Source organism: Aquamicrobium sp., from assembly GCF_023954335.1.
Lineage (GTDB): Bacteria > Pseudomonadota > Alphaproteobacteria > Rhizobiales > Rhizobiaceae > Aerobium.
Genome location: NZ_JAMLIE010000002.1, coordinates 113,215 through 134,455 on the forward strand (window position 1 = coordinate 113,215; position 21,241 = coordinate 134,455).

Sequence of the window (21,241 nt, forward strand, 5' to 3'; positions counted from 1 at the left end):
AGGACTTATCCTTATATCGCGCTTGCCCAAAGTCGCACGTGCCTGTGGGTGTCCGCCGTAGCCTCGTTCGGTGAGGTAATCGGTAAGGTACCTGGAGCTAACCCCTCCAGTCGGTCAGACGGCCAACCGCTGATCCGAGGACACCTTGAAGCAACGACGGTGCGGGCCTTTCTGGTGCTTGCCGGTCGTCCATAGACCGGGGTTACTGAAGAGGCACACCTTCATTGCCGGCAGTGCGGACCGGGGTTCTCCCATCCAAGCCAAGGCAGACAAAGCGGGTTTTCGCCGCAAGGCGGGTTCCCATCGTTCGCGTGGCAGCGCGTTTCGCGGTCCGGCTTTTCCACCGGCTGGGTCCTGATTCGCCTTCCGCGTCCTTTGTCCCACCGCGGGCTCATCGCCCGCAGCCTTGAATCCTCATGCGGGCCAAGCCCGCGCCGGAACGATGCGGAGAACCACCATGGCCACCCAGCGCATTCTCGATTTCCTCGCCACCCGACGTCCCACCGGCCCGTGCCTCGTGGTCGATCTCGACGTGGTGCGCGACAATTACGTGGCGTTCGAGCGGGCGCTGCCCCAGTCGAAGATCTACTACGCGGTCAAGGCCAACCCCGCGCCCGAGATCCTGCGCCTGCTCGCCGGCCTCGGCTCGTCCTTCGACACCGCCTCGGTCGCCGAGATCGAGATGGTGCTGGAGGCCGGCGCCTCGCCCGAGCGCATCAGCTACGGCAACACCATCAAGAAGGAGCGCGACATCGCCCGCGCCCACGAGCTCGGCATCGACCTTTTCGCCGTCGACTGCGTCGAGGAGGTCGACAAGGTGGCGCGCGCCGCGCCGGGCGCGCGCGTGTTCTGCCGCGTGCTGACCGATGGCGAGGGCGCCGAGTGGCCGCTGTCGCGCAAGTTCGGCTGTGTGCCGGCGATGGCGGTTGACGTGCTGCGCCATGCCGCTTCGCTCGGCCTCGACGCCTATGGCGTGTCGTTCCATGTCGGCTCGCAGCAGACGGACTTGACCGCCTGGGACCGCGCGCTCGGCGACGCCAAGATGGTGTTCGAGGCGCTGGCGGCCGAGGGCATCCGCCTGCGCATGGTCAACATGGGCGGCGGCTTCCCGACGCGCTACCTGCGCGACGTGCCGGCGGCACAGGCCTATGGCGAGGCGATCTTCTCCGCGCTGTCACGCCATTTCGGCAACCGCATCCCCGAGACGATCATCGAGCCGGGCCGCGGCATGGTCGGCAATGCCGGCGTCATCAAGGCCGAGGTGGTCCTCGTCTCGAAGAAGGCCGACAACGACAATGTGCGCTGGGTCTATCTCGACATCGGCAAGTTCGGCGGTCTCGCCGAGACCATGGACGAGGCGATCCGCTACCCCATCGCGACCCCGCGCGACGGCGACGCGACCGAGCCGTGCATCCTCGCCGGCCCGACCTGCGATTCGGCCGACGTGCTCTACGAGAAGACGCCCTATCCGCTGCCGGTCTCGCTGACCATCGGCGACGAGGTGCTGATCGAGGGCACGGGCGCCTACACCACGACCTACTCGGCGGTGGCGTTCAACGGCTTCGAGCCGCTGCGCGCCTACGTGATCTGACGCGCTGGAGCGGCGGGCGTTCTGACGAACGCGGTTTCCGCTGCTCCAGCTTCTTTTCTTTAGCCGCATTTATGCAACGCCGGACGATTCCGTCCGGCTGCAAAATGCTCTAGCGGGAAGGATTACGGACATGAACGAGCAGACGGCCCGCCAGCCGGGCCCGGTCATCGCCGTGCGCGCCGAGACGGCTGGCGACGCGCCCGCGCGCGATGCGCTCATCGACCGCGCCATGGGGCCGAACTGGCGCCGGAAGGCGTCGCATCGCCTGCGGCGCGGCCGCCGGCCCTCCGAAGGGCTGGCCTTGGTCGCCGTCGACGAGGCGGGCAGCGTCGTCGGCACCGTGCGCCTGTGGGACGTACGGGCGGGAGAGGGCGGCATACCTGCGCTCCTTCTCGGCCCGCTCGCGGTCGATCCGGCAATGAAGAGCGCCGGCATCGGCTCGGCGCTGATGCGCCATGCGGTCGAGGAAGCGCGCCGGCTCGGCCACGCTGCGATCCTGCTCGTCGGCGACGCGCCTTATTATGCGCGCTTCGGCTTCGGCGCGGAAAAGACCGGCAGGCTCGCCATGCCCGGCCCTTACGAGCGCGAGCGGTTCCTGGCGCTCGAACTCAAGGAAGGCGCGCTCGACGACGCGTCGGGCACGCTGGTCGCCACCGGCCGGAAAGCGAGGCTCGCGCCGCTGGCGCGGGCCGCCTGAACAGGCAGAGGCCGGGCGGTGTACGCCCGGCTCGTCCGTCTCAATCGTCGACCGTGTAGCTTTCGGTTTCGCACAGATCCGCGGTGTCGGTGATCTCGTCGCCGTCCTCGAACACGATCCGCAGGTCGTATTCGCAGGCGCGGCGGCCGTCGCGGATGGTGACGCGCGCGACCTCGCCGGGGCCGAGGATTTCGAGACCGAGAATGTCCTCCTCCCATTCGTCCACATCCGGCGGCGAGGCGTAGAGCTCGACGATGGCGAAGCTGCTGTCGTTGCTGAACTCGAAGACGAGATCCTCCGCCATGGCCGGGGCCGCGACGAGGAACGCCGCCGCCGCGAGCGGCAGATGCTTCAGGGAAATCATCAGGGATAAGCTCCGAAGGGGCGAATGCGCATCATGTCTAGCGCATGCACGGGGGCGCCAAAAGCCGCCGGGAGCCGAAAGCACGGGAAAATCATCGCCTTGCGGGCGCGGGCCGGGTCGTCGCGAAACGACCCGGCCCCGTTGCCTGAGATCAGAGGACCTGGCTCAGCTGCATGGCGATGGTCATGTCGCCGGCAACCTTCAGCTTGCCCTGCATGTAGGCCATGGTCGGGTTCAGCTCGCCGGCGGTCAGCGCCTCGAAATCGTCGCGGGAAATGGTGATGGTGCAGTCGGCCGCGCCGTCCTCGGTCGAGACCTTCTGGCCGTCGATCAGGATGACACCGTCGTCGCCGAGGTCGAACTTGACCGACCTGTCGAACCCGGTTGCTGCAACGCGCTCGCCGATCTTGGCTGCAATGGCGTCAAGGCTCATGGAAATTCTCCCCTCGTGGCGGCGCTTGCTGCCGCAGTTGCTGGACGGTTCCAGTTAGCAAGAAATTGACGTTTACGTCAACGTGATATGCTCCTGGCCGACCGGACAGGAGCGCGCAGTCTAGCCGACAATGTGGCGGTGATGCGATGGGCGCAAGCGCGTCCTATCGACCCTGCGGCGGACGCGTCGCAGGGAGCGAATGCGCGAAGAAGGACAGCTCAGTGGGCGGCGGGCAGGCTGGCCGCGCCTTCGGGCGCGCGCACGGAGCTCGATCCGGCCTCGTCCTTGGGAAGATAGTCGATCTGCTCGACGAGGATTTCGCGAATCAGCTCCTCGCCCAGCCGCTGGTTGACGCCGGTGCGCACGGTCTCGCGGAACGCGTCGACGTCGAAACTGTCGCGGCGGGTGAAGTCGATCTCGGGATTGGCGAAGAGATGGTCGTAGACATGGTCCGACAGCAGCGCCTCGGCGGGCAGCTTCAGCGCCGCCAGCCGCTTGCCCTCGGCGACGAAGACCAGCCGGGCGAGGAAGTAGCCGTGGACGCGGCCCTTGTCGAAGACCGGCACCGATATGATCCCGGTCTTGACGTAGTCGAGACCTTTGAAGGGAGTGGCCTCGGCGCCCTCCACCGTCTCCTCCGGCTGGGAGGACTGGAAGGCGAACAGGAGCGCGCCCGTCGTCGCGACGCTGATCCAGAGCGCGGCGACGATGAACTTGATCATGCCGGGCTCGCTTCCCGGCCGAACTCGTCGGCCGAATAGGTGCCGTCGGCCTCGGCGCGCTGGATCGCGTCCTGCATCAGGGCGGCGACCTCGGCGACGGCGCTCAGATGGGCGCGGATGACGGCCTCGTTATGCGCCAGCTTGTCGCGCAGCCGCACGATGCCGGCGCGCTGCTCCTCGCCGAGCACGGCGCCGCGCAGCGACGAGATCGCCTTGTTCAGCTCGTAGAGATAGCGGCTCTTGCGGGCGTTCGACGCTTTGATGTCGAAGCGCGTGTCGGTGCGGATCGAGGTGGTCTCGGTGTCCACGGCCTCCTCGATGCGGCCGATGATGGCGGAGAGGTTCATGAGCGAAGTTCCGGCCTTGTCGTCGTCGGGGTCGGATGGCTGCATGAAATCCGCGGCTTCGGGCATGGAATGGTTCTCATCTCACTCGTGGGGCTATCGGGTTTCGGTATCGGATGAAGACGGTTGCCATTGGTCGAGCGTATCGGCGACCCGGCGCTGGATCTCGTAGATCAGCGCGGTCGACAGAAGGCGCTGCTCGTCGAGGGCGGGCCTGCCTGGATCGGCCGAGACGCCCTGGACCGGAACTTTCTCATCGTCGGCGACATAGTGATCGCGCAGGACGCGCTCGGCGATGCCGATGCCGCCGCGCCTGGCGATGGTGGTGCCGAGCTGCTCGGCCAGTATCGACTGCCACATCTCGCCGGCCATGCCGCCGCCATAGACGGATTCGGTGTCCGCCGGCAGCATGGTCTGGATGAAGGATTGCAGCACCATGGCCTCGAAGCGTGCGAAGGCTTCCGGCGTCGCGGCCTTGCCGCGCGGGGCGTCGGCGCCTGCGGCCGCGGGGTCGAACTTCACCCCTTCCACCTTGGCGGAGAGGGAGGCGAGCTTTGCCCGGGCGGCCTCGGCGGCGGCGGGATCGGCCGCCCGAACCACGTCCAGTATCAGGTCGCCTGCGGTTGCGATTGCCAAGCGTCGAACTCCCGACACGTTGATCTGATGCGCCGACTATGGCCGAATAAGCTTGTGGCAGGCTTACTTGGCCTTGCCCCCTATTTGGCCTTGTCGCTCTTCGGGCCCGGCAGCGCGCCGCGCTCGACATTCTCCAGCGTCTCCTTCTCCGCCGCCTCGCGCTCCTCGAGGCGCGCGGCGTCGCGCCAGGCACGCTCGACGATGTTGGTGCGCGCGGTGGCGGTCGCGACGCGGCCGGCCTCGATGTCCGCCTGTGCCATCGCCTCGGTCTCGCGCCCCATGGCCGCGCCGATGCGCCGGTTGTAGAGATCGGGGAACAGGCCCGGCAGCGGCGAGGCGGCGTTGAGCGCTTCGAGCAACTCGGCCGCCTCCTGCCGCGCGTTCGCCGCCTGCGACAGGTGGGTGGCGTGGCGGGTCTCGTGCAGCGCCTTAATCTGCCTTTGCAGCCTGACGAGACGCTTGAGGCGGTCGGAGCGCGGCGTCATCGTCAGCGCCCTATGGTGGTCGGCAGGAAGCCGTCGCCGAACAGCGACAGCATGATGCCGATGCCGAAATAGAGCAGGATCAGCGCGCCGGCGATGATGAAGGGCAGGGAGACGAAATAGACCGGGATCTGCGGCACCAGCTTGTTGACGAAGCCGATGGCGAGGTTGGCGAGGATGGCGTAGGCGATGAACGGGCTGGCGAGGCGCAATGTCAGGTAGAAGGATTGCGAGACCGTGTCGGCGAGGTCGATCAGCGCCCCTTGCGCGTCGAAGAACCGCCCCATCGGTGCGACCTGATAGGAGGCGACCAGCGCCTTCAGCACCTCGTGGTGGAAATCGAGCGCGAACAGCAGGAGCAGGGCGCTGGTGGTGATGAGGACGGTCAGCGGCGCCTGCGGCTCCAGTTCGTCGACCGACGAGCCGGCCATGCCGCCGAAGCCGCCGGTCATGGCGATGACTGCGCCGGCGAACTGGAGCGCCAGCGTATAGAGCCGGGTGACGAGGCCAATGGTCGCGCCGATCATCAGCTCCGAGGCGATGAGCAGCAGCATGGCGGCCGTCTCGATGCGCACATGCGGGACGATCGCGTCCCACAGATGGGCGAGCAGCGCCCAGGTGACCGCGATGGCGACGAACAGGCGCACATGCATGGCGATGCGCGCGCTGCCGAAGCCGGGCATCAGCATGAAGCAGGCGCCGATGCGGCAGAAGGCGAGGAACGCCGCCAGCACGACCGTTTCGAGGGAAAGGTTCTGGAGCATGGCGGCGCGCCGTTCCCGCGTCAGGAGATGGAGCCGAGAACCTTGACCTCGACGCCGCGCGCGATCTCGACATGGGACAGGACAGGCAGCGTCGCGAACAGGCGCTCGACGATCATCCGCACATAGGGCCGGGCGTCCGGCGCGGTGACGAGCACGAAGCGCTCGCCGGCGTCGAGATGCGCGCGCACCGCCTTCGAGGTCTCGTTGCCGAACTCCTCGAGCAGGCGCGGGTCGATGTCGAACTCGCGAATCTCGCCCTTGGCGTCGCGCTTCAGCGCCTGATGGAAGGCGAGGTCCCAGCGGTTGCCGAGGCGCAGCACCTTGAGGATGCCGCCCTCCGTCAGGTCGCCGCAGATCTGCTGCGCCATGCGGATGCGCACGTGCTCGACGATCTGCTCGGTGCGGCGCACATGCGGCGCGATCTCGGCGATGGCCTCGATGATCAGGTGCAGGTTGCGGATCGAGACGCGCTCGGCGAGCAAGAGCTTCAGCACCGCCTGGAAGCCGGGATAGGAGATGTGCGAGGTGCACATCTCGTCGATCAGCTTGCGGTATTCCTGGTCCTGCCGCTCGATCAGCGCCTTCATGTCCTTGTAGGACAAAAGCTGCGGCAGGTTGTTGCGGATCACCTCCGACAGATGGGTGAGCAGCACCGACATGTTGTCGGCGAAGGTGAAGCGGTCGCGCTTCAGGTCCTCGGCGAACATCTCCGACACCGAATAGGCGCGCATGCCGAAGGCCGGCTCGCGCACTTCCTCGCCCGGCACCTGCGGCAGCGCGCCGTTGCCGAGCAGCACCATCACCTCGCCGACGCGCATCTGGTATTCGGCGACGACGGTGCCGTGGATCTTGATCTGGTAGTTCTTCGGCGGGATCGAGAAATCGTCGGTCAGCTTCACCTCGGGCACGACGAAGCCGTACTGGGTGGCGAACTTCTTGCGCATCTTGCCCATGCGGAAGGCGAGCTCCTGATGCGAGGTCAGGAGCTTGGTCGAAAGCTGCTTGCCGATCAGCAGCTCGATCTCGGCGGTCTTCAGCGAGGCCTTGATCGACTGCTTCTCCTCCTCGACCTTCGCGGCTTCCGCCTTCTGCTCGACCTCCTGCTCGGCGGCGAGCTTCTTGCGGCGCTGGAGCGGGATGGCGTAGGCGATGGCCGCCATGGCCAGGCCGAGTGCGAAGAAGGGAAGCATCGGCAGGCCGGGCATCAGGCCCATGCCGAACAGCAGCAGCGCCGAGACCGAGAGCGCGCGCGGATAGGCGCCGAGCTGGCCGAACACGGCCTCGTCGGTCGCGCCGCGCGTGCCGCCCTTGGAGACGACGAGGCCGGCGGAAAGCGAGACGATCAGCGCCGGGATCTGGGTGGCGAGGCCGTCGCCCACCGACAGCTTGACGAAGACGTCGGCGGATTCGGCCATGCCCATGCCGTGGCGGGTGTAGCCGATGGCGATGCCGCCGACGATGTTGATGGCGGTGATGATGAGGCCGGCGATGGCGTCGCCGCGCACGAATTTCGACGCGCCGTCCATGGCGCCGAAGAAGGAGGATTCCTCCTCCAGCTCGCGGCGGCGGAGCTGCGCCTGCTTGTCGTCGATGACGCCGGCGGACAAGTCGGCGTCGATCGACATCTGCTTGCCGGGGATGGCGTCGAGCGTGAAGCGCGCGCCGACCTCGGCGATGCGGGTCGCGCCCTTGGTGATGACGATGAAGTTCACCACGATCAGGATCAGGAAGACGATCAGGCCGATGACGAAATCGCCAGCCATGACGAGGCTGGAGAAGCCGGAGATGACGTAGCCCGCGGCGTCGACGCCCTCGTTGCCGTGCGACAGGATCGCGCGCGTCGTGGCGATGGAGAGCGCGAGCCGCAGCATGGTGACGATGAGCAGCACCGTCGGGAACGAGGTGAAGTCGAGCGGCTTCTGCATCCACAGCGCCACCATCAGGATCAGCACCGAGACCGCGATGGAGAGGGCAAGGCCGAAATCGATCAGGAAGGCCGGGATCGGCAGGAACAGGATCGACAGGATGACGATCACGCCCAGCGCCAGCGCGACGTCGCGGCCGTAGTTGCGGGCGGTGATGGGGGATGCTGTTTCGATGAGCGCCATGGCGGGAGAGTAGAGCGCGAACCTTGCGCGAGGATGAGATGAGCGAATAGCGAATAGGGAATAGCGAATAGGGTTCTCCAAGCCGCGGCGCTTTCCCTATTCGCTACTCCCTATTCGCTATTCGCTCAGAATCCCGTTTCTATTCGCTGGAACATCACCGTCGTGAAGCTGGCGATCTGGGCGCCGATGAAGGGCGCGGAGAAGGCGACCGTCAGCAGGATCGCGACGATCTTGGGCACGAAGGTCAGGGTGATTTCCTGAATCTGCGTCAGTGCCTGCATGAAGGCGATGCCGACGCCGACGAACATCGCCACCGCGACCGCCGGCCCCGATGCCACGAGGACGGTCCAGATCGCGTACTGGGCGATGTCGAGTGCATCGGCCTCGTTCATCGTTTTCTTTCTCTTCGCAATTCCGGACGGAAAACCGCTTCGCACCTTTCCGGGAATTGCTCTGGTGGATCAGCGGATGACGACGCCCGCCCAGACGGGCAGTTCCTGTCCGTCCTCGAGCCTGGCCATGATGCCGTCGCTGTAGAGGCGCACGCTCTCGACGGTGCCCTTGATGGTGCCGTCGGCGGATTCGATCTCGCGGCCGATCAGGTCGCCGGCCTGCGCGAAGGTCGAGGCCTGAAGAATGCCGTCGAGCTTGCTGTTGATCTGCACCGACTGCTCCACCTGGCTGAAGGTCGCCAGCTGCGCGACGTAGTCGGTGGATTCCATCGGCGAGGTCGGGTCCTGGTTCTTCATCTGGGCCACGAGGAGGCGCAGGAAGGACTGGTAGTCGACGGTCTGGGCCTTGCCGGCGGCGCTCTGCGCCGCGTTCGTCGTATTGCCGATGGCCGGAACGTTCATGGCGTCTACTCCGCTGCGGTGAGGACGAGAGGGGAAGGCTGCATCGCGCCGCTTTCGAGGATGGCGGCCTCGCGCGGGAACAGGCCGCGCAGCGCCTTCAGGGCCTCGAACACATCGCCTTCATTCACCATGCGGTCGATGTTCTTGAGCATCGCCAGGATGTGCTCGTCGCTGAAGGTCGCCAGCAGCAGCGGCATCGACTTGCGCAGCATCTCGCGCGCTTCCGACGCCCCTTGCGGGTTCATCAGGATGATCTGGACGATGAAGTAGAGCTGCTTCAGCGGGGTGTTGGCGGCTTCGGGCTGCAGGACGTGGGTCTCGAGCAGGAACTGCACGTCGTTGAGCAGCTCGAGCGATACCTTCCGGTCGACCTTGAGCACGGCGCCGTTGATGTAGATTTTCTCGTTGGCCTTGAGGGTGATCTTCAGGGTGTTTTTCATTGAATGCCATCGCGGATGATCTGCGAGACCTCGATCAGGCCCTCGAAATTGTCCGAGCGGCCCTGATGGACTTCCTCGGCCTCGCGCAGCAGCCACAGGCCGATCGAGATCAGGTTGGCGCGCAGCTCCTGCGGCAGTTCGTTCTCCTCGCTGCCGAGGTCCTCGATGAAGGTGCTCCACACCCGGTTGAGGAAATGGATGGCCTGGGCCGCCTCGACGGAAGGGACGCCCTTGTCCTTCGCGACCACGAGAAGATCGATGGAGCGGGTCAGGATCTGCCGCTCGCGATCCTTGGCGTCGGCCACGGAGTCGGACTGAACTTCGGCATAAGAGAATTGATACATGGCGTCCCCGTGCGGTATTTACAGCAAGTGCCGGCTTACGAAAGGTAGTTGAGCAGGCTCAGTTTCTGCATGCTGGCGGTCAGCGAATAAGAGATTTCCAGCTGGGTCTTGAGGTTCGTCACCTTCGCCGCCGCCTCGAACTCGTCTATCCCCTCGAGATCGTGGATGCTGCCGGTGAAGAGGTCGATCTGCGTCGACATGCGTTCGCTGGCTTGGCTTAGGCGCTGTTCCGTCACGCCGGTGTAGCCTTGCTGGTTGGCCAGGTCGGTGATCGCCTCGCCGAGAAACCTGATGCCGTGCTCGACGGCGGCGATGCGCGCCTCGTCGCTGAGCGGGCCGCTGAAGGTGGCGGCCACGGTGGCGGCGGCCATGGCGAGCTTGCGGAAGCCGGGAATGTTCGCCGACACCGATGTCTGGGCCGTCTCCGTCAGCGTGATCCGCGAGGTGATGGTCTGGTCGGTGGCCTGCGACCAGTCGAGGCTCCATCCCGCGCCCAGGAACTGGCTCTCGATCGAGACGAGGAAGGCGTCCATGTCGGCGGACGTGATGCCGGCCGCTGCCGGATCGTCGGCAGGGAAACCGAAATGCGCCGCGAAGCTGGCGTCGAAGGCGACCCTGTTGGGCGAGGCCGGATCGAGGAAATCGTTGAGCGGCTTCGCGTCGGTGTTGATACCGGCGAAGATGTTCTCGCCGTTGAGGTTGGTGTTCAGTACCGACGACATCAGCGCCAGCACCTTTTCCGCCTGCTGCTGGACGATGGTCGGGTCGACGGCGTCCGTCAGCGCGGTCGAATAGTTGGCGAGCAGATCGCTGGCGGCCTCGGTCAGCTCCTTGAGGCCGATCTGCGTCGATTTCAGCCGCGTGGCGGCGAGCTCGTTGGAGTCGATGATGCCGTTCAGCCGGTCGATCTCGCGATGGAGGGAAACCGATATGCTGCTGCGGGCGCCGAGCGCGAGGCCGGTGTCGGCGACGCGCAGCGTGCTCATTTCCTTGGTCGCCTTGACGAGATCGGACTGCAGGCGCGACGTCTGGTAGCGCATCGCCTGCGAGATTGCCTGGGAGGAAACGAAAGAGACTTTCATGGCGTCATCTCACCGCATTCAGAAGCGTCCGGAGCATTTCGTCGACAACCTGCAACATCTTGGCCGAAGCGGAATAGGAGTGCTCGAGCTCGAGCATCAGCGCCATTTCCTCGTCGACATTGACGCTGGTGATGTTCGAGAGGGCCTCGCTGGAGCGGATCACCAGCGCGCTCTTGGTCTCGGCGGCGCCGGCGGCGGTCTTGCGCGCGTCCTCGAGCCAGCCGACCATGGAGGCGGAATAGGAGGTCAGGCTCTGGCCGACGATCGTGCCCGAGACGGAGACGAAGCTGTCCTGTGCGTCGAGCCGCTCGGCGTAGCCGCGCAGCCTGTCGCTGAAGCTGGCGAGGTCCGCCGGGTTGTAGTCGAAGTTCGCGCCGTCCCGCAGAAGCAGCGGATCGCCGCCCTGGGTGGGGTCGATCAGCGCGTTCAGCCTGATCTCGCCGGCAAGGCCGGTCAGGACCGTCCCGCCGGCCGGAATCGCGGGCGCGACGCTGAGCGAGGTGAACAGGCCCGCCCGGACGTCGGCGGGGTTGCCCGGATCGACCTCGGCGAAGGCCGTGATCAGGCCGCGCGCGATCTCATCGAGCTGGAGCTGCATGCCATTGGCGTACTCGTCGCGCAGCTGGACCATGGCCGCGAGGGAGCCGGAGGCGGTGGTGTTGGCGCCCGTGGCGGAAAACAGCGGAACGCCGTCGACATAGACGTTGTTGCCCTGCGTCGCCGCGCCGTAGGCGGGCGTTCGCTCGAAATGCACGTAGCGCGGAATGGTCTCGAACAGAGTGCTGCCGTCGGCAGTGACGATCATGGTGTCGCCGCCGCTGCGCGAGATGGTCGAGATCGGCACGATCTCGGAAATCTTCTTCAGCAGCGCGTCGCGCCGGTCGAGGCTGTCGAGGACGTCGCGGCCGGAGGCGGTGCCCTTGATGATCTCGTCGTTGACGGACTTGAAGTCGGCGAGAAGCTGGTTCAGCTCGCCGACGGCGGTGGCGATCTGGCCGTCCATGTCGGTGCGGAAGGCCTGGATCGCGCTCGTTCCCTGGTTGAGCCCGAGCACGAGCTGGCGCGCCGCCTCCACCGTGTTCTCGGCCAGCGTGCGGTTCGACGGCGTCGAGGCGTAGAATTGCAGGGCTTCCTGCAACTTGCCGATCAGCACCGCGGGCGATGAGGCGTTGTCGACGCCGTTCACCGATGTCTGCAGCCGGTCCAGCCCGTCGACGATCGCGCTCTGCGCCGTCCAGCCGGAGATCGCCGACAGGTTCTGCCTGAACAGGGCGGTGTTGGTGGCGCGGGCGATGGAGGCGACCTGCGCCCCCGGGGCAAGGCTCGATATGATCGCCGTGCGCCGCGCATAGTCGGCGTTGTAGGCGTTCGCCATGTTCTTCGACACAACGCTGGTCTGGCGCTGGGTATTCAGAAGCGAGTTCTGCGCAATGCTCAGTGCGGTCGAAAGAGACATGTTTTCCCTGCTGCGTGTCCGCCGCGGCGGCCGCTTACCTCTTGAGGTTGACCAGAACGTCCATCAGGTCCGACCCTGTCTGGAAGACTTTCGAGTTCGCCGTGTAGTTGCGCTGCGACTCGATCATGTTCGTCAGCTCCTCGGCGATGTCGACGTTGGAGTTCTCGACGGAGCCGGAGATGATGTCGCCAAGGCCGCCCGACCCGGGAAAGCCGATCTGCACGTTGCCCGACTCCAGCCCGACGGCGAAGACGTTGCCCGGCAGCACCTGGAGCTGGTCCGGGCTCTGCACCGTCGCGATTGGCAGGCGGTAGAGCGGCGCGGTCGAGCCGTTGGCGTACTGGGCGTAGAGGACGCCGTCCGTGCCGATGACGACGCCGTCGACCGAGGCCGGGCCGTTGCCGTTCCTGCCGACGTCGCCTTGCGTGAACTCGGCCGCGAGCTGGGTCATGCCCGAGAGGTCCATCTCGATCATCTCGCCGTTCAGCCCCGAAAGGTCGATGTTCACCGAGGCCGGGCCGATGAGCTTGCCGTAGCCGTCGAACTCCAGCGACACGGTCTGGAGCGCCGGCTGGCTGTAGGGGAAGGAGGTCGTCGCGGCCGCGTTCGGCTGGTAGAAGACCGACATTTCCCAGGTGTCGTTGGTCGGCGGGATGGCTGCGGGATCGGCGGTGCCGGTCCGGGTGAAGAAGATGTCGAGCAGCACTTCCTGACCGACATTGTCGTAGACGACGAGCGAGCGCTTGGCGGTGAACTCGGCGTTCGGATCGTTGGTCGAGGGCAGGCCGGCCACCGCCACGACGTCGGCGGTGTAGGGCAGGTTGGCCGAATAGTTGGCCAGCGTGGTCGGCGTCGCCTGCAGCTCGTTGTTGGTGATGCGGACCGGCTCGAGGCCGGCATAGCCGTTGGCCACCGGGCTCGGGATGCCGTTCTCGTAGCTGTAGCCGAGGAGGTAGAAGCCGGCGGCGTTGACGAGGCGGCCCTCATTGTCCGGGACGAACGAGCCGGCGCGGGTCAGGAACGGCTGGCCGTTGGAGTTCTCCACCACGAAGAAGCCGTTGCCCTTGATGGAAAGGTCGGTCCCGGAGGTGGTGTACTGGGTGTTGCCCGCCTGCGAGATGGCGTAGCGGATGGTGGTGGCGACGCCGCCGGAAACGTAGTTGGTGCCGGCGTTGGGGATGACCAGGGAGGAGAACTCCACGCTGGCGCGCTTGTAGCCGTTGGTGCCGGAATTGGCGATGTTGTCGGCGACGGTGGCAAGGCGCGTCGATTGCGCCGCCATGCCCGAAACGCCGGTGCGCATCATTCCGTAGAGGCTCATATGGGTATCTCCTCGAGATTCAAACCGCTCGGACGAATGCTATGCGCCGTGTCTTGCGTGAGGCTGTTCTGATCGAACCGGAGTGGAAATAAAGAGCCGGCCGCGGAGAACGGGCGCCCGTTTCCGGGCCGCGGCGCTGGGCGCATCAGGCGACCAGCCGGTAGCCGAGGAACCGCTTGGAATCGATCGGGTCGAAGCCGAGCCGCTCGCGCAGCTTCCTGCGCAGCTTGCTGATGTGGCTCTCGACGACGTTCTCCTCGACGTCTTCGTCGAAGATGCCGTAGATCGCGTTGAAGACCTGGTTCTTGGTGACGCGGCGGCCGGCATTGGCGGCGAGGAATTCGAGGATGCGGCGCTCTCGGCGCGGCAGCGGCAGCGGCGTGCCCTCGATCTCGGGGTCGCGGCCGTCCATGAAGATGCGCAGCGCGCCGAATTCCGAGAACGGCTTTTCGTCCTGGGCGCGGCGGCTGATCGCGGAGATGCGCGCCAGAATCTCGCGGATGTGGACCGGCTTGCGCACCACGTCGTCGACGCCGGACTCGAAAAGCCGCAGCGTGTTCTCGAGCGAGTGCTGCTCGCTGAGCGCGATGACCGGCGCCGTGCTGCGGTCGCGGATGCGACGCGGACACACGAATTCGCTGGAGCATTCGCCGATCAGGAAGGCGCGCACCGACCTCAGGTCGTCTTCCGGCGCGCTGGAGACCCAGTCGCTGAATTCGCTCGACGCGAACCCTGCGCTGGCAACGCCTTCCCGGTTGAAAAGAGAATTATATCCGTTCGTTACGAGCTCGCGCTCGTCCACTATCACTATCATCGGCCCGCCCTCGAATCAGTTGATCCGTTCTGTGGATAAAGGGGTATCCGGCCGGGGGAATCTCGGGCAACCACTAATTCTTGTGGATAGTTTTTTGGGAGTCGCGTGGGAGGCCGGGAACGGGGGCTGCCGCATCCCTCTGCAATCATGAGTGGCAGAACGCGCGCGCCTGCGGGGTCCATTGGCCGAAGCCGGTGGCGGCCAGATTGGCGATCACCCGGCACACGTAACGCTTCTGCGCCGGGTCGTTGTCTGGGCCGGCATGGTAGCGGGCGACGGCGAGCGCCCATGTGCCGTGCCGCTTCTTCAGCTGGGCGAGAAACCGGGCGGCGTAGTCGACGTTGAAGCGCGGATCGAGCATGTGCCGCAGGCTGGTGAAATGCTCGGCATGGTAGTGATGGTTGATCTGCATGCAGCCGAGGTCGATGAGCTTGACGCCGCCGCTGCGCGCCTTGCGGAACGCGTTTTCCGCCTCGGTCGCCGAGCGCGCGAACACGGCGCGGCCCTCGATGTTGAGCGCGTAGGGATGGAGGCTGCCCTTGCGACCGGTCTCGGCGAGGCCGACCGCGTAGAGGATGCCGGCAGGCACGTCGTAGCGGTCCGCCGCCCGCAGGATCTCGGCCTCGCAGGCGTTGCCGGCCGCTGCCGCGGAGCAGGCGAAGCTAGATATAAACGCCGCCGCCAGCGCGCTCCGCAGCCGTTTCGCCATGGGTGCCGCGCGCCGTGTTGCCATCGCTCTTCTCGCCCTGTCCGCCGCGCCCGGCATTCGCTCCGGCCTCGCCCTGCTGGCCCTGCAGGAAGGGATCGCGCTGGCCGCCGCCCTGCTGCTGGGACGCGGCCGCGCCGGACTGCGCCTGCTGGATCGTCACCCGCTCGATGTCGTAGCCGATGCCGCGCAGCGCCTTGACGATGGCGTCGGCGTCGTTCGACAGCCGCTGGCGGGCGTCACTGGATTCGACGCGGATTTCAATCTCGAGTTGTGATCCGGTGGCGACCAGCCGGGCGGTGACCATGCCGAGCTCGGCGGGGTTCAGCTGGATGCGCAGCGTCGAGACGGTGCCGGCTTGCTGGCCGCGCTGGGTCGCCGCTTCGGCTGCGGCGGCGCGCCATGTCGGCTCCGCTTCCATCGCCGCGACGACGCCGGCGGCCGTGGGCGACAGCGCGGCCGGCTGGGAAAGGGTCACGGGCAGCACGGGCGGCGCCGAGGTCGAGAAGCCGAGGACGCTGACGCGCGGCTGGCCGCCGTCCGCGCCCGTCCGGGTTCCGCCGTCCGTCCCGCCACGCTCGGCCATCGCGCGTGGAGCCGTCAGGCGGGAGAGTTCGGGCTGCTGCCGCTCCGCCGGGGCAGGGCGCTGCTCCTGCCGGACGGGCTCGTCGGCACGGCCGGCGGCGGGGGATGCCTGCGGGCCCGGCCTGCGCTCCGCCTCGCGCGCCTGCGCGCCCCGCCGCTCTGTAGGGGCGGGCTCGCCGATGGCGGCGGCGACGGGCGCAGCCGTCTGGGTCCGCTCGTTCCCGATGGCCGTTGCGATGATGTCGGCACTTGCCTGCCGGCGCGGCGCTTCCCCGCCGTCCGCATCGACCGTGTCGGAGGCCGGCGCGGCTTCGTCCTTCCCGCCGGGCTGCCGTTCGTCGGCGGCAATCGGCACCCCTATTCTTGCCGGGTGGTCATCGGCCTGCATCCGGGGCGTCGTGTCCGGCGTATCGACGGCGTCGCGCGCCTCGTCATGCGCCGCCATGTCGGGCAACGCCCCGTCCGCGTCCGGAAGCCCGATCTCGGCGGGATCGCCGGCGGCCGGGTCCGGGGTCTGTCCGAAGGGCACCAGCAGGGCGAGCTTGTCGCCATAGCCGCCGAGCCGCCATTTCGGCGGCTGCCCGTCGGCCTGCTCCGCATCGTCGCGGGGATGCGGCATGCGCTTTGCCGATTTCTGGGTGAGCGCCTCGTCGAATGCGGACGCCTCGCCCTTTTCCATCCTGCCGCCGCGTTCGCCGTCGCGCGTGGCAATTGCGGGGCCGAGGCCCATGGCAACGTCCATCGTCATGGCTTGCTCTCCTCAAGCAGTCTGTCGATCTCCTCCAGCCGCGCGCGGGCCGAGGTGACGAGAGGATCGATCGGGGCGTCGTCTGCGCCGGCCGCCGCGCTCTGCGCGCCCTCTGTGGGCGGGCGGGCGGCATGGGCGTTCACCGGGGCGACGACCTCGGTGGCGACGGTGCGGGCGGCCTCCAGCAGGGCCCGGTCGGCCGAGGAAAGCCGCGAGGCGTCCATCTCGATCAGCCGGTCGAGCACGGCGTCGACCGAATCCGACGTCACCGACGATATGCTGGCATAGAGCTCGCTGCGCGCGTCGCTGGCGTCGGACACGGCCTCGGCCTCGGCTTCGCCCGTCGAGCGGCGCGAGGCGAACTCGAGCAGGGCGGTGTCGCCGTCGATGGCGGCCCGGCGCGCGAGGCGCAGATAGACGGTGCGGGCCTGCTCCTGCGTCATCCACGAGACGGCCTGCTCGACGCGGGCGAGGTCGATGCTGTCCTTCAGCGCAAGGATGCCGGCGACGAAGGTCTCTGCGAATTGCGCGGCATAGGGCGAGCGCAGGAACCGGCGGGAATACTGCTCGGCGGCGCGCGTGAACCGCTCCACGTCGCCGCTCGGGACCGCAAGCGCCAGCGTGCGCCGCAGCGCCGCTTCCTCGACCAGCGTGCCGGGGGCAAGAAGCCGCGCCCGGTCGAGCATGGCAAGGCCGGACTTCACGTCGTCGCCGGCGACGACCGATCCCTTGACGAGCGCGAGGAACGCCGCGACGTCCTGCGTGTGGGCGGCCGGGTCGACCGAGGCCATCACGCGGCGCGCCTCGGCCACGTCCCCGCCGAGATAGCTCAGCACGCCTTCAGTCGCGGCGCGGTCGGCCTCGTCGAGCGAGAGCCCGCCGAGGCTGGCGGCGACGGTTTCGGGATTGCCGCCGCTCATCGCGTAGACCATTAGCGCATCGAAGTTGCGGCGCTCGGTGAACTCCTGGCCTTGCGCGTTGCGGAAGCGGGCGTCGATCAGCTCGAGCAGCTTCTTCTGCATCGGCAGCGCCGCGTGGTCGCCGCCGGCGATGCGGTCCTGCACCAGCTCGAGCGAGCGCACCATCTGGTAGGGCTGAAGGCCGCCGTCCCGCGCCGCCGGCTCCTCGGCGCGCGCGCCCGAGCCCGCGAGCGCGGCGAGCGCCAGGACGAGGACCGCGATGCCATCGCGCGGTTTCATCTTTCCGTCTCCAGAAAGATCTCGATGCGGCGGTTGGCGTTGGCGAAGGGATCGTCGGCGATCCGCAGCTTGCGGTCGGCGAAGCCGGCGACCTCGCTGACGCGGGCCTCGTCCATGCCGGCGCGCACCAGCATGTAATAGGCCGAATGGGCGCGCGCGGTGGAAAGGCGCCAGTTGTCGTAATTGGCGTTGCGGAACGGCCGCCCGTCGGTGTGGCCGTTGATCCTGATCCGGCCGCTCTGCTCGTTGAGCGAGCGGGCGATCTTCTCCATGGCCAGCACGAGCTCACCCTTCGGCACGGCCGACCCGACCTCGAACATGCCGAAATCGAGATCGTCTGTGATGGAGATGAGGACGCCGTCGCCCTGCACCTCGACCGACACGGCCTTGTTGAGCGTGGAATCGCGGCCGAACGCCTCGGCGATGCCCTCGCGCACCTCCTCGGCCACCTTCATCGCATGGCCGGCGGCCGGGGCCTGACCCTCTTCGGACGGCTCTGCCTCGGCCATCTGCGCCGGCTGCGTGGCGGGCAGGGCTTCGCCCTCGGCCACGGCTTCCTCCTGCGCCTCGACCGGCGGCTCGGCGCTTTCCGGCGCTTCGGGCTGCCCGCGCCGGAACACGTCGAGCTCGGCATCGTCAGCGCTCGTCGCGATCTCCTGCGACCAGAAATCGGGCGCGAAGGGATCGCGATAGGATTCGCCGCCCTGCGCGCCGGTGGCCGGGCCGGAGGTCTGCGCGCCGCCGTCGCCCTTCTCGGAGACGTTCTGGAGCGTCGCCGTCTGGGCGGCGATTTCGGCAAGCACCGCGTAGGGGTCGGAGAACAGGTGCTGGTCCGACGTCTTGTGCGTGTCTTCCGTTTCCAGCGAATTGACGAATTGGCCGGTGGCCGTCTCCGGCTGCGGCGCGTTGCGCGAGGTGTCGCTCGGCGACGGCTCGGGAGGGATCTCCTTGCCCGGATCGTCCAGCCCCTTCTTGCTCGGGGCGCTGTCCACCAGCGTCATCGGGTTGAAATAGCTGGCGATGGCGGCCTTGGTCTGCTCGCTGGTGGCGTTGACCAGCCACATCACCAGGAAGAAGCACATCAGCGCGGTCATGAAGTCGGCGAAGGCGATCTTCCAGACGCCGCCATGGTGGCCGTCGTCATGGTCGCTGTTGTGGCGCTTGACGATGATGATCTCGCGCTTACCTTCCTCGGCGTCGAATGCGCTCATGCCAATGTCTCCGCAAGCGCAGCCGACCATTCGGCAAGGCGTGTCTCGTAGATGCTGTCGTCAATGATGACGGAGAGGTCGAAATCGGGGCTTTCCATGAAGTCGAACTGGCTGGCGCGGCCGGGCATCTTCCGCTTCAGCGTCTCGAACAGCGGCAGGCTGCCGTGGATGCGCACGCGCACGGCCTCGCCGTCGCCCAGCGCCTCGCCGATGAGGACGACGAGCCGGTCGATCGAGCGGTCGCGCAGATCGTCGCTCAGCATGGTGCCGAGGATGCGCGCGGTGACAGTGCTGGTGGAGGCGGCGAGGCGCTCCTCCATCTCGGCGAAGCCGGAGGCGATCTTCTCCGTCGCCGCTTCGGCGAAACGCAGCTGCAGCTCGGCCATCTCGTCGGCGTGGCGCTGCTGCTCGGCGCGCAGCGCCTCGGCATGCTCGGCGGCGAGCCGCTCGGACAGGGTCTCCTCGGCCCGCGCCACTGCCTCGGCGACGAGGGCGTCGACATCGACCGGCTCGGGCTGCGCCATCGCCGGAAAGTCGGGAAAGCCGGCAGGCTCCATGGGAAAATGCGCCGCGGCGACGGAAAAAGGCTCCGCGGAGCAAGCGGGGCTTGCTCCGAAGTCCTTGAGCGCATCGGCCAGCGACAATGCGGACATCAGGCCGCGACCTCCTGGACGTCAGCCTTGGCCCATTTGCGCAGGATCATGGCCGAGCGCTCCTCGTTGAGGTCGACCATCTGGGCCAGCCTGTCCTGCGGGGCGGGCTTGATCTTGAAGCGGATGTCGTCGGCCATGTGGTCGGGGAAGGGGCCGCCGAACGGGTTCATGCCCATCCCCATCCCCATGCCGTCGCCGTCGGCGGCGAGCGGGTCGGGAAGCTGGAGCGAGTCGAGCGGGTTGGGCAGCGAGAGCTGGAGGTCGCCGAAATTCGGCTCGCCGTCCTCGTCCTTCCTGCCGGTGACGGCGGCGATCAGCGGCTTCAAGCCGAACCAGGAAACGAGGAACGCGACGACGATGAAGGCGAGCGCGTTGATCAGCGTCCCGACATGGCGGCCGGCGGTCTCGAGGAAGCCGGCCTCGGCGATCTCGGTCCCGGCGATGCCGTCGATGAATTCGACCGAGGAGACGTTGATGACGTCGCCGCGGCCGGTGTCGAAGCCGGCGGCCGAGGCGGCGAGCTTCTCGATCTCGGCGATGCGTTCGGCGATGTGCTCGGGCGTGGCCTCGGTGCCGAGAACGGCGGCCAGACGCTCGCGGTTGACGACGACGGCGATGGACAGGCGCGACACCGAATAGCCGTTGGAAACGGTGGCGATGCGCTTCGAGTTCATCTCGTAATTGGTGGTTTCCTCGCGGCGCTCGCGCTGCTCGGACGAGGCCGGGCCCTCGCCGCCGGCCAGATCCTCGTCGGGCAGGTTCTGCTGCACGGTGGTCGGCGGCGCGGCCTGGCGCTGGCTGGCCTGGTCGTTGGCGCGCACGATCTGCACGGAGCGCTCGACGCGCGATTCCGGATCGAAGATCGTCTCCTCGATCTGGCGCATGTCGGTGTTGACCTCGGCCTTGACGCTGGTGCGGAAGTTCTCGTGGCCGAGATAGGGCGCGAGCGCGCGGCGGATGTTGTCCTCGATCTGGCTTTCGACGGTGCGCTCGATGGTGATCGAGCGCGTGGCGCTGTTGTTGTTGGGGTCGTCGCCGGCGGCGAGCAGGTCGCCGGAGGCGTCGAGCACCGTCACCTTATCGGGGGTGAGCCGCGGCACGGCGGCGGAAACCATGTGGCGGATGGCGAGCGCGGCCTTGACCGCGTCGGTGCCGCCGGCGCGCACCACGACCGAGGCGGTCGGCGCCTGCTCCTCGCGACGGAACGAGGCGCGCTCGGGCATGACGATGTGGACGCGGGCCGACTTGATGCCGGCGATGGACTGGATGGTGCGGGCGATCTCGCCCTCGAGCGCGCGCACGCGCGTCACTTCCTGCATGAAGGAGGTCAGCCCGAAGGAGCCGACATTGTCGAACAGCTCGTAGCCGGCATTGCTCGACGTCGGCAGGCCGCGCTCGGCGAGCAGCATGCGCGCCTGGCCGGTGCGTCCCGTCGGCACCATGACGGCGGTGCCGTCGCTCGACACGTCGTAGCGGATGCCGGATTCGGACAGCACCATGCCGATCTGGCCGACATCGGCGCGGTCGAGGCCGACATAGAGCGTCTCGTAGGCCGGCCTGTTCAGCCAGATCGAGGCGGTCAGGATGAGGGCGACGACAATGGCGCCGGCCCCGCCCATCATGGCGAGGCGCTTGGGACCCAGGCTGCGGAGATTGTCGAGGATGGACTTGATCTGTTCAGGCAAAG

At 67.3% G+C, this 21,241-nt stretch carries 24 protein-coding genes; 2 read left to right on the top strand and 22 right to left on the bottom strand.

All coding sequences use genetic code 11. The annotated features are described in order from the left end of the window. The first annotated feature begins 457 nt into the window (after nucleotides 1-457). Both odc2 and M9945_RS13085 read left to right on the top strand, forming a co-directional pair. Nucleotides 458-1,591, top strand: a complete 1,134-nt coding sequence (gene odc2, locus M9945_RS13080) for an ornithine/lysine decarboxylase (RefSeq protein ID WP_367944965.1) — start codon at nucleotides 458-460, stop codon at nucleotides 1,589-1,591. A gap of 130 nt (nucleotides 1,592-1,721) precedes the next feature. Beyond that, on the top strand, nucleotides 1,722-2,288 hold the full coding sequence (locus M9945_RS13085) for a GNAT family N-acetyltransferase (RefSeq protein WP_367944966.1): 567 nt from the start codon (nucleotides 1,722-1,724) through the stop codon (nucleotides 2,286-2,288). A gap of 40 nt (nucleotides 2,289-2,328) precedes the next feature. Here the strand turns inward: M9945_RS13085 and M9945_RS13090 are convergent, their stop codons facing one another. From M9945_RS13090 to fliF, 22 genes are all read right to left on the bottom strand, one after another. Continuing rightward, the gene (locus tag M9945_RS13090; protein WP_367944967.1) at nucleotides 2,329-2,652 is read right to left on the bottom strand and encodes a hypothetical protein; all 324 of its coding nucleotides are present in this window, start codon (nucleotides 2,650-2,652) and stop codon (nucleotides 2,329-2,331) included. Nucleotides 2,653-2,803: 151 nt separating this feature from the next. Then, the gene (locus tag M9945_RS13095; RefSeq protein WP_367930634.1) at nucleotides 2,804-3,085 is read right to left on the bottom strand and encodes an SCP2 sterol-binding domain-containing protein; all 282 of its coding nucleotides are present in this window, start codon (nucleotides 3,083-3,085) and stop codon (nucleotides 2,804-2,806) included. Between the two features lie 218 nt (nucleotides 3,086-3,303). Continuing rightward, a complete protein-coding gene (locus tag M9945_RS13100; RefSeq protein WP_367944968.1) occupies nucleotides 3,304-3,807 on the bottom strand; it encodes a hypothetical protein in 504 nt (167 codons plus the stop codon). Next, complete coding sequence (locus tag M9945_RS13105; protein ID WP_367930649.1) at nucleotides 3,804-4,199, bottom strand: hypothetical protein; 396 nt, start codon at nucleotides 4,197-4,199, stop codon at nucleotides 3,804-3,806. Before M9945_RS13105 ends, M9945_RS13100 begins: the two co-directional genes overlap by 4 nt. A gap of 48 nt (nucleotides 4,200-4,247) precedes the next feature. Further along, the gene (locus M9945_RS13110) at nucleotides 4,248-4,787 is read right to left on the bottom strand and encodes a rod-binding protein (protein WP_367944969.1); all 540 of its coding nucleotides are present in this window, start codon (nucleotides 4,785-4,787) and stop codon (nucleotides 4,248-4,250) included. An 80-nt stretch (nucleotides 4,788-4,867) separates the two neighbouring features. Beyond that, on the bottom strand, nucleotides 4,868-5,272 hold the full coding sequence (locus M9945_RS13115) for a hypothetical protein (protein ID WP_367930637.1): 405 nt from the start codon (nucleotides 5,270-5,272) through the stop codon (nucleotides 4,868-4,870). Nucleotides 5,273-5,274: 2 nt separating this feature from the next. Continuing rightward, nucleotides 5,275-6,033, bottom strand: a complete 759-nt coding sequence (fliR, locus tag M9945_RS13120; protein WP_367944970.1) for a flagellar biosynthetic protein FliR — start codon at nucleotides 6,031-6,033, stop codon at nucleotides 5,275-5,277. Between the two features lie 20 nt (nucleotides 6,034-6,053). Continuing rightward, nucleotides 6,054-8,141 (bottom strand): flagellar biosynthesis protein FlhA, encoded by a 2,088-nt coding sequence (gene flhA, locus M9945_RS13125; RefSeq protein WP_367944971.1) that lies wholly within the window; start codon nucleotides 8,139-8,141, stop codon nucleotides 6,054-6,056. A gap of 125 nt (nucleotides 8,142-8,266) precedes the next feature. Further along, nucleotides 8,267-8,533, bottom strand: coding sequence for a flagellar biosynthesis protein FliQ (fliQ, locus tag M9945_RS13130; protein ID WP_367944972.1), 267 nt, complete (start codon nucleotides 8,531-8,533; stop codon nucleotides 8,267-8,269). A gap of 69 nt (nucleotides 8,534-8,602) precedes the next feature. After that, nucleotides 8,603-8,995 carry a flagellar hook assembly protein FlgD gene (gene flgD, locus M9945_RS13135; protein ID WP_367930641.1) on the bottom strand — a complete coding sequence of 131 codons (393 nt, stop codon included), beginning with the start codon at nucleotides 8,993-8,995 and terminating at the stop codon, nucleotides 8,603-8,605. A 5-nt stretch (nucleotides 8,996-9,000) separates the two neighbouring features. Continuing rightward, a complete protein-coding gene (flbT, locus tag M9945_RS13140; RefSeq protein WP_367930642.1) occupies nucleotides 9,001-9,435 on the bottom strand; it encodes a flagellar biosynthesis repressor FlbT in 435 nt (144 codons plus the stop codon). Continuing rightward, entirely contained in the window at nucleotides 9,432-9,779 is a 348-nt protein-coding gene (flaF, locus tag M9945_RS13145) for a flagellar biosynthesis regulator FlaF (protein ID WP_367930643.1), read from the bottom strand. Before flaF ends, flbT begins: the two co-directional genes overlap by 4 nt. Nucleotides 9,780-9,814: 35 nt before the next feature. Further along, a complete protein-coding gene (locus tag M9945_RS13150) occupies nucleotides 9,815-10,861 on the bottom strand; it encodes a flagellar hook-associated family protein (RefSeq protein ID WP_367944973.1) in 1,047 nt (348 codons plus the stop codon). 4 nt (nucleotides 10,862-10,865) lie between these two features. Further along, nucleotides 10,866-12,317, bottom strand: coding sequence for a flagellar hook-associated protein FlgK (gene flgK / locus M9945_RS13155; protein ID WP_367944974.1), 1,452 nt, complete (start codon nucleotides 12,315-12,317; stop codon nucleotides 10,866-10,868). 34 nt (nucleotides 12,318-12,351) lie between these two features. Continuing rightward, a complete protein-coding gene (locus tag M9945_RS13160; protein ID WP_367944975.1) occupies nucleotides 12,352-13,638 on the bottom strand; it encodes a flagellar hook protein FlgE in 1,287 nt (428 codons plus the stop codon). Nucleotides 13,639-13,783: 145 nt separating this feature from the next. Further along, a complete protein-coding gene (locus M9945_RS13165) occupies nucleotides 13,784-14,452 on the bottom strand; it encodes a winged helix-turn-helix domain-containing protein (RefSeq protein ID WP_367944976.1) in 669 nt (222 codons plus the stop codon). 145 nt (nucleotides 14,453-14,597) lie between these two features. Further along, entirely contained in the window at nucleotides 14,598-15,161 is a 564-nt protein-coding gene (locus tag M9945_RS13170) for a lytic transglycosylase domain-containing protein (RefSeq protein WP_367930371.1), read from the bottom strand. Beyond that, the gene (locus M9945_RS13175; RefSeq protein WP_367944977.1) at nucleotides 15,115-16,491 is read right to left on the bottom strand and encodes a flagellar hook-length control protein FliK; all 1,377 of its coding nucleotides are present in this window, start codon (nucleotides 16,489-16,491) and stop codon (nucleotides 15,115-15,117) included. The genes M9945_RS13170 and M9945_RS13175 overlap by 47 nt, the downstream gene beginning before the upstream one ends. After that, on the bottom strand, nucleotides 16,488-17,690 hold the full coding sequence (locus tag M9945_RS13180) for a chemotaxis protein MotC (protein WP_367944978.1): 1,203 nt from the start codon (nucleotides 17,688-17,690) through the stop codon (nucleotides 16,488-16,490). Before M9945_RS13180 ends, M9945_RS13175 begins: the two co-directional genes overlap by 4 nt. Continuing rightward, nucleotides 17,687-18,901 (bottom strand): MotB family protein, encoded by a 1,215-nt coding sequence (locus tag M9945_RS13185; protein WP_367944979.1) that lies wholly within the window; start codon nucleotides 18,899-18,901, stop codon nucleotides 17,687-17,689. Before M9945_RS13185 ends, M9945_RS13180 begins: the two co-directional genes overlap by 4 nt. Then, a complete protein-coding gene (locus M9945_RS13190) occupies nucleotides 18,898-19,554 on the bottom strand; it encodes a hypothetical protein (protein WP_367944980.1) in 657 nt (218 codons plus the stop codon). Before M9945_RS13190 ends, M9945_RS13185 begins: the two co-directional genes overlap by 4 nt. Beyond that, entirely contained in the window at nucleotides 19,554-21,239 is a 1,686-nt protein-coding gene (gene fliF / locus M9945_RS13195; protein WP_367944981.1) for a flagellar basal-body MS-ring/collar protein FliF, read from the bottom strand. The genes M9945_RS13190 and fliF overlap by 1 nt, the downstream gene beginning before the upstream one ends. Nucleotides 21,240-21,241 lie beyond the last annotated feature (2 nt).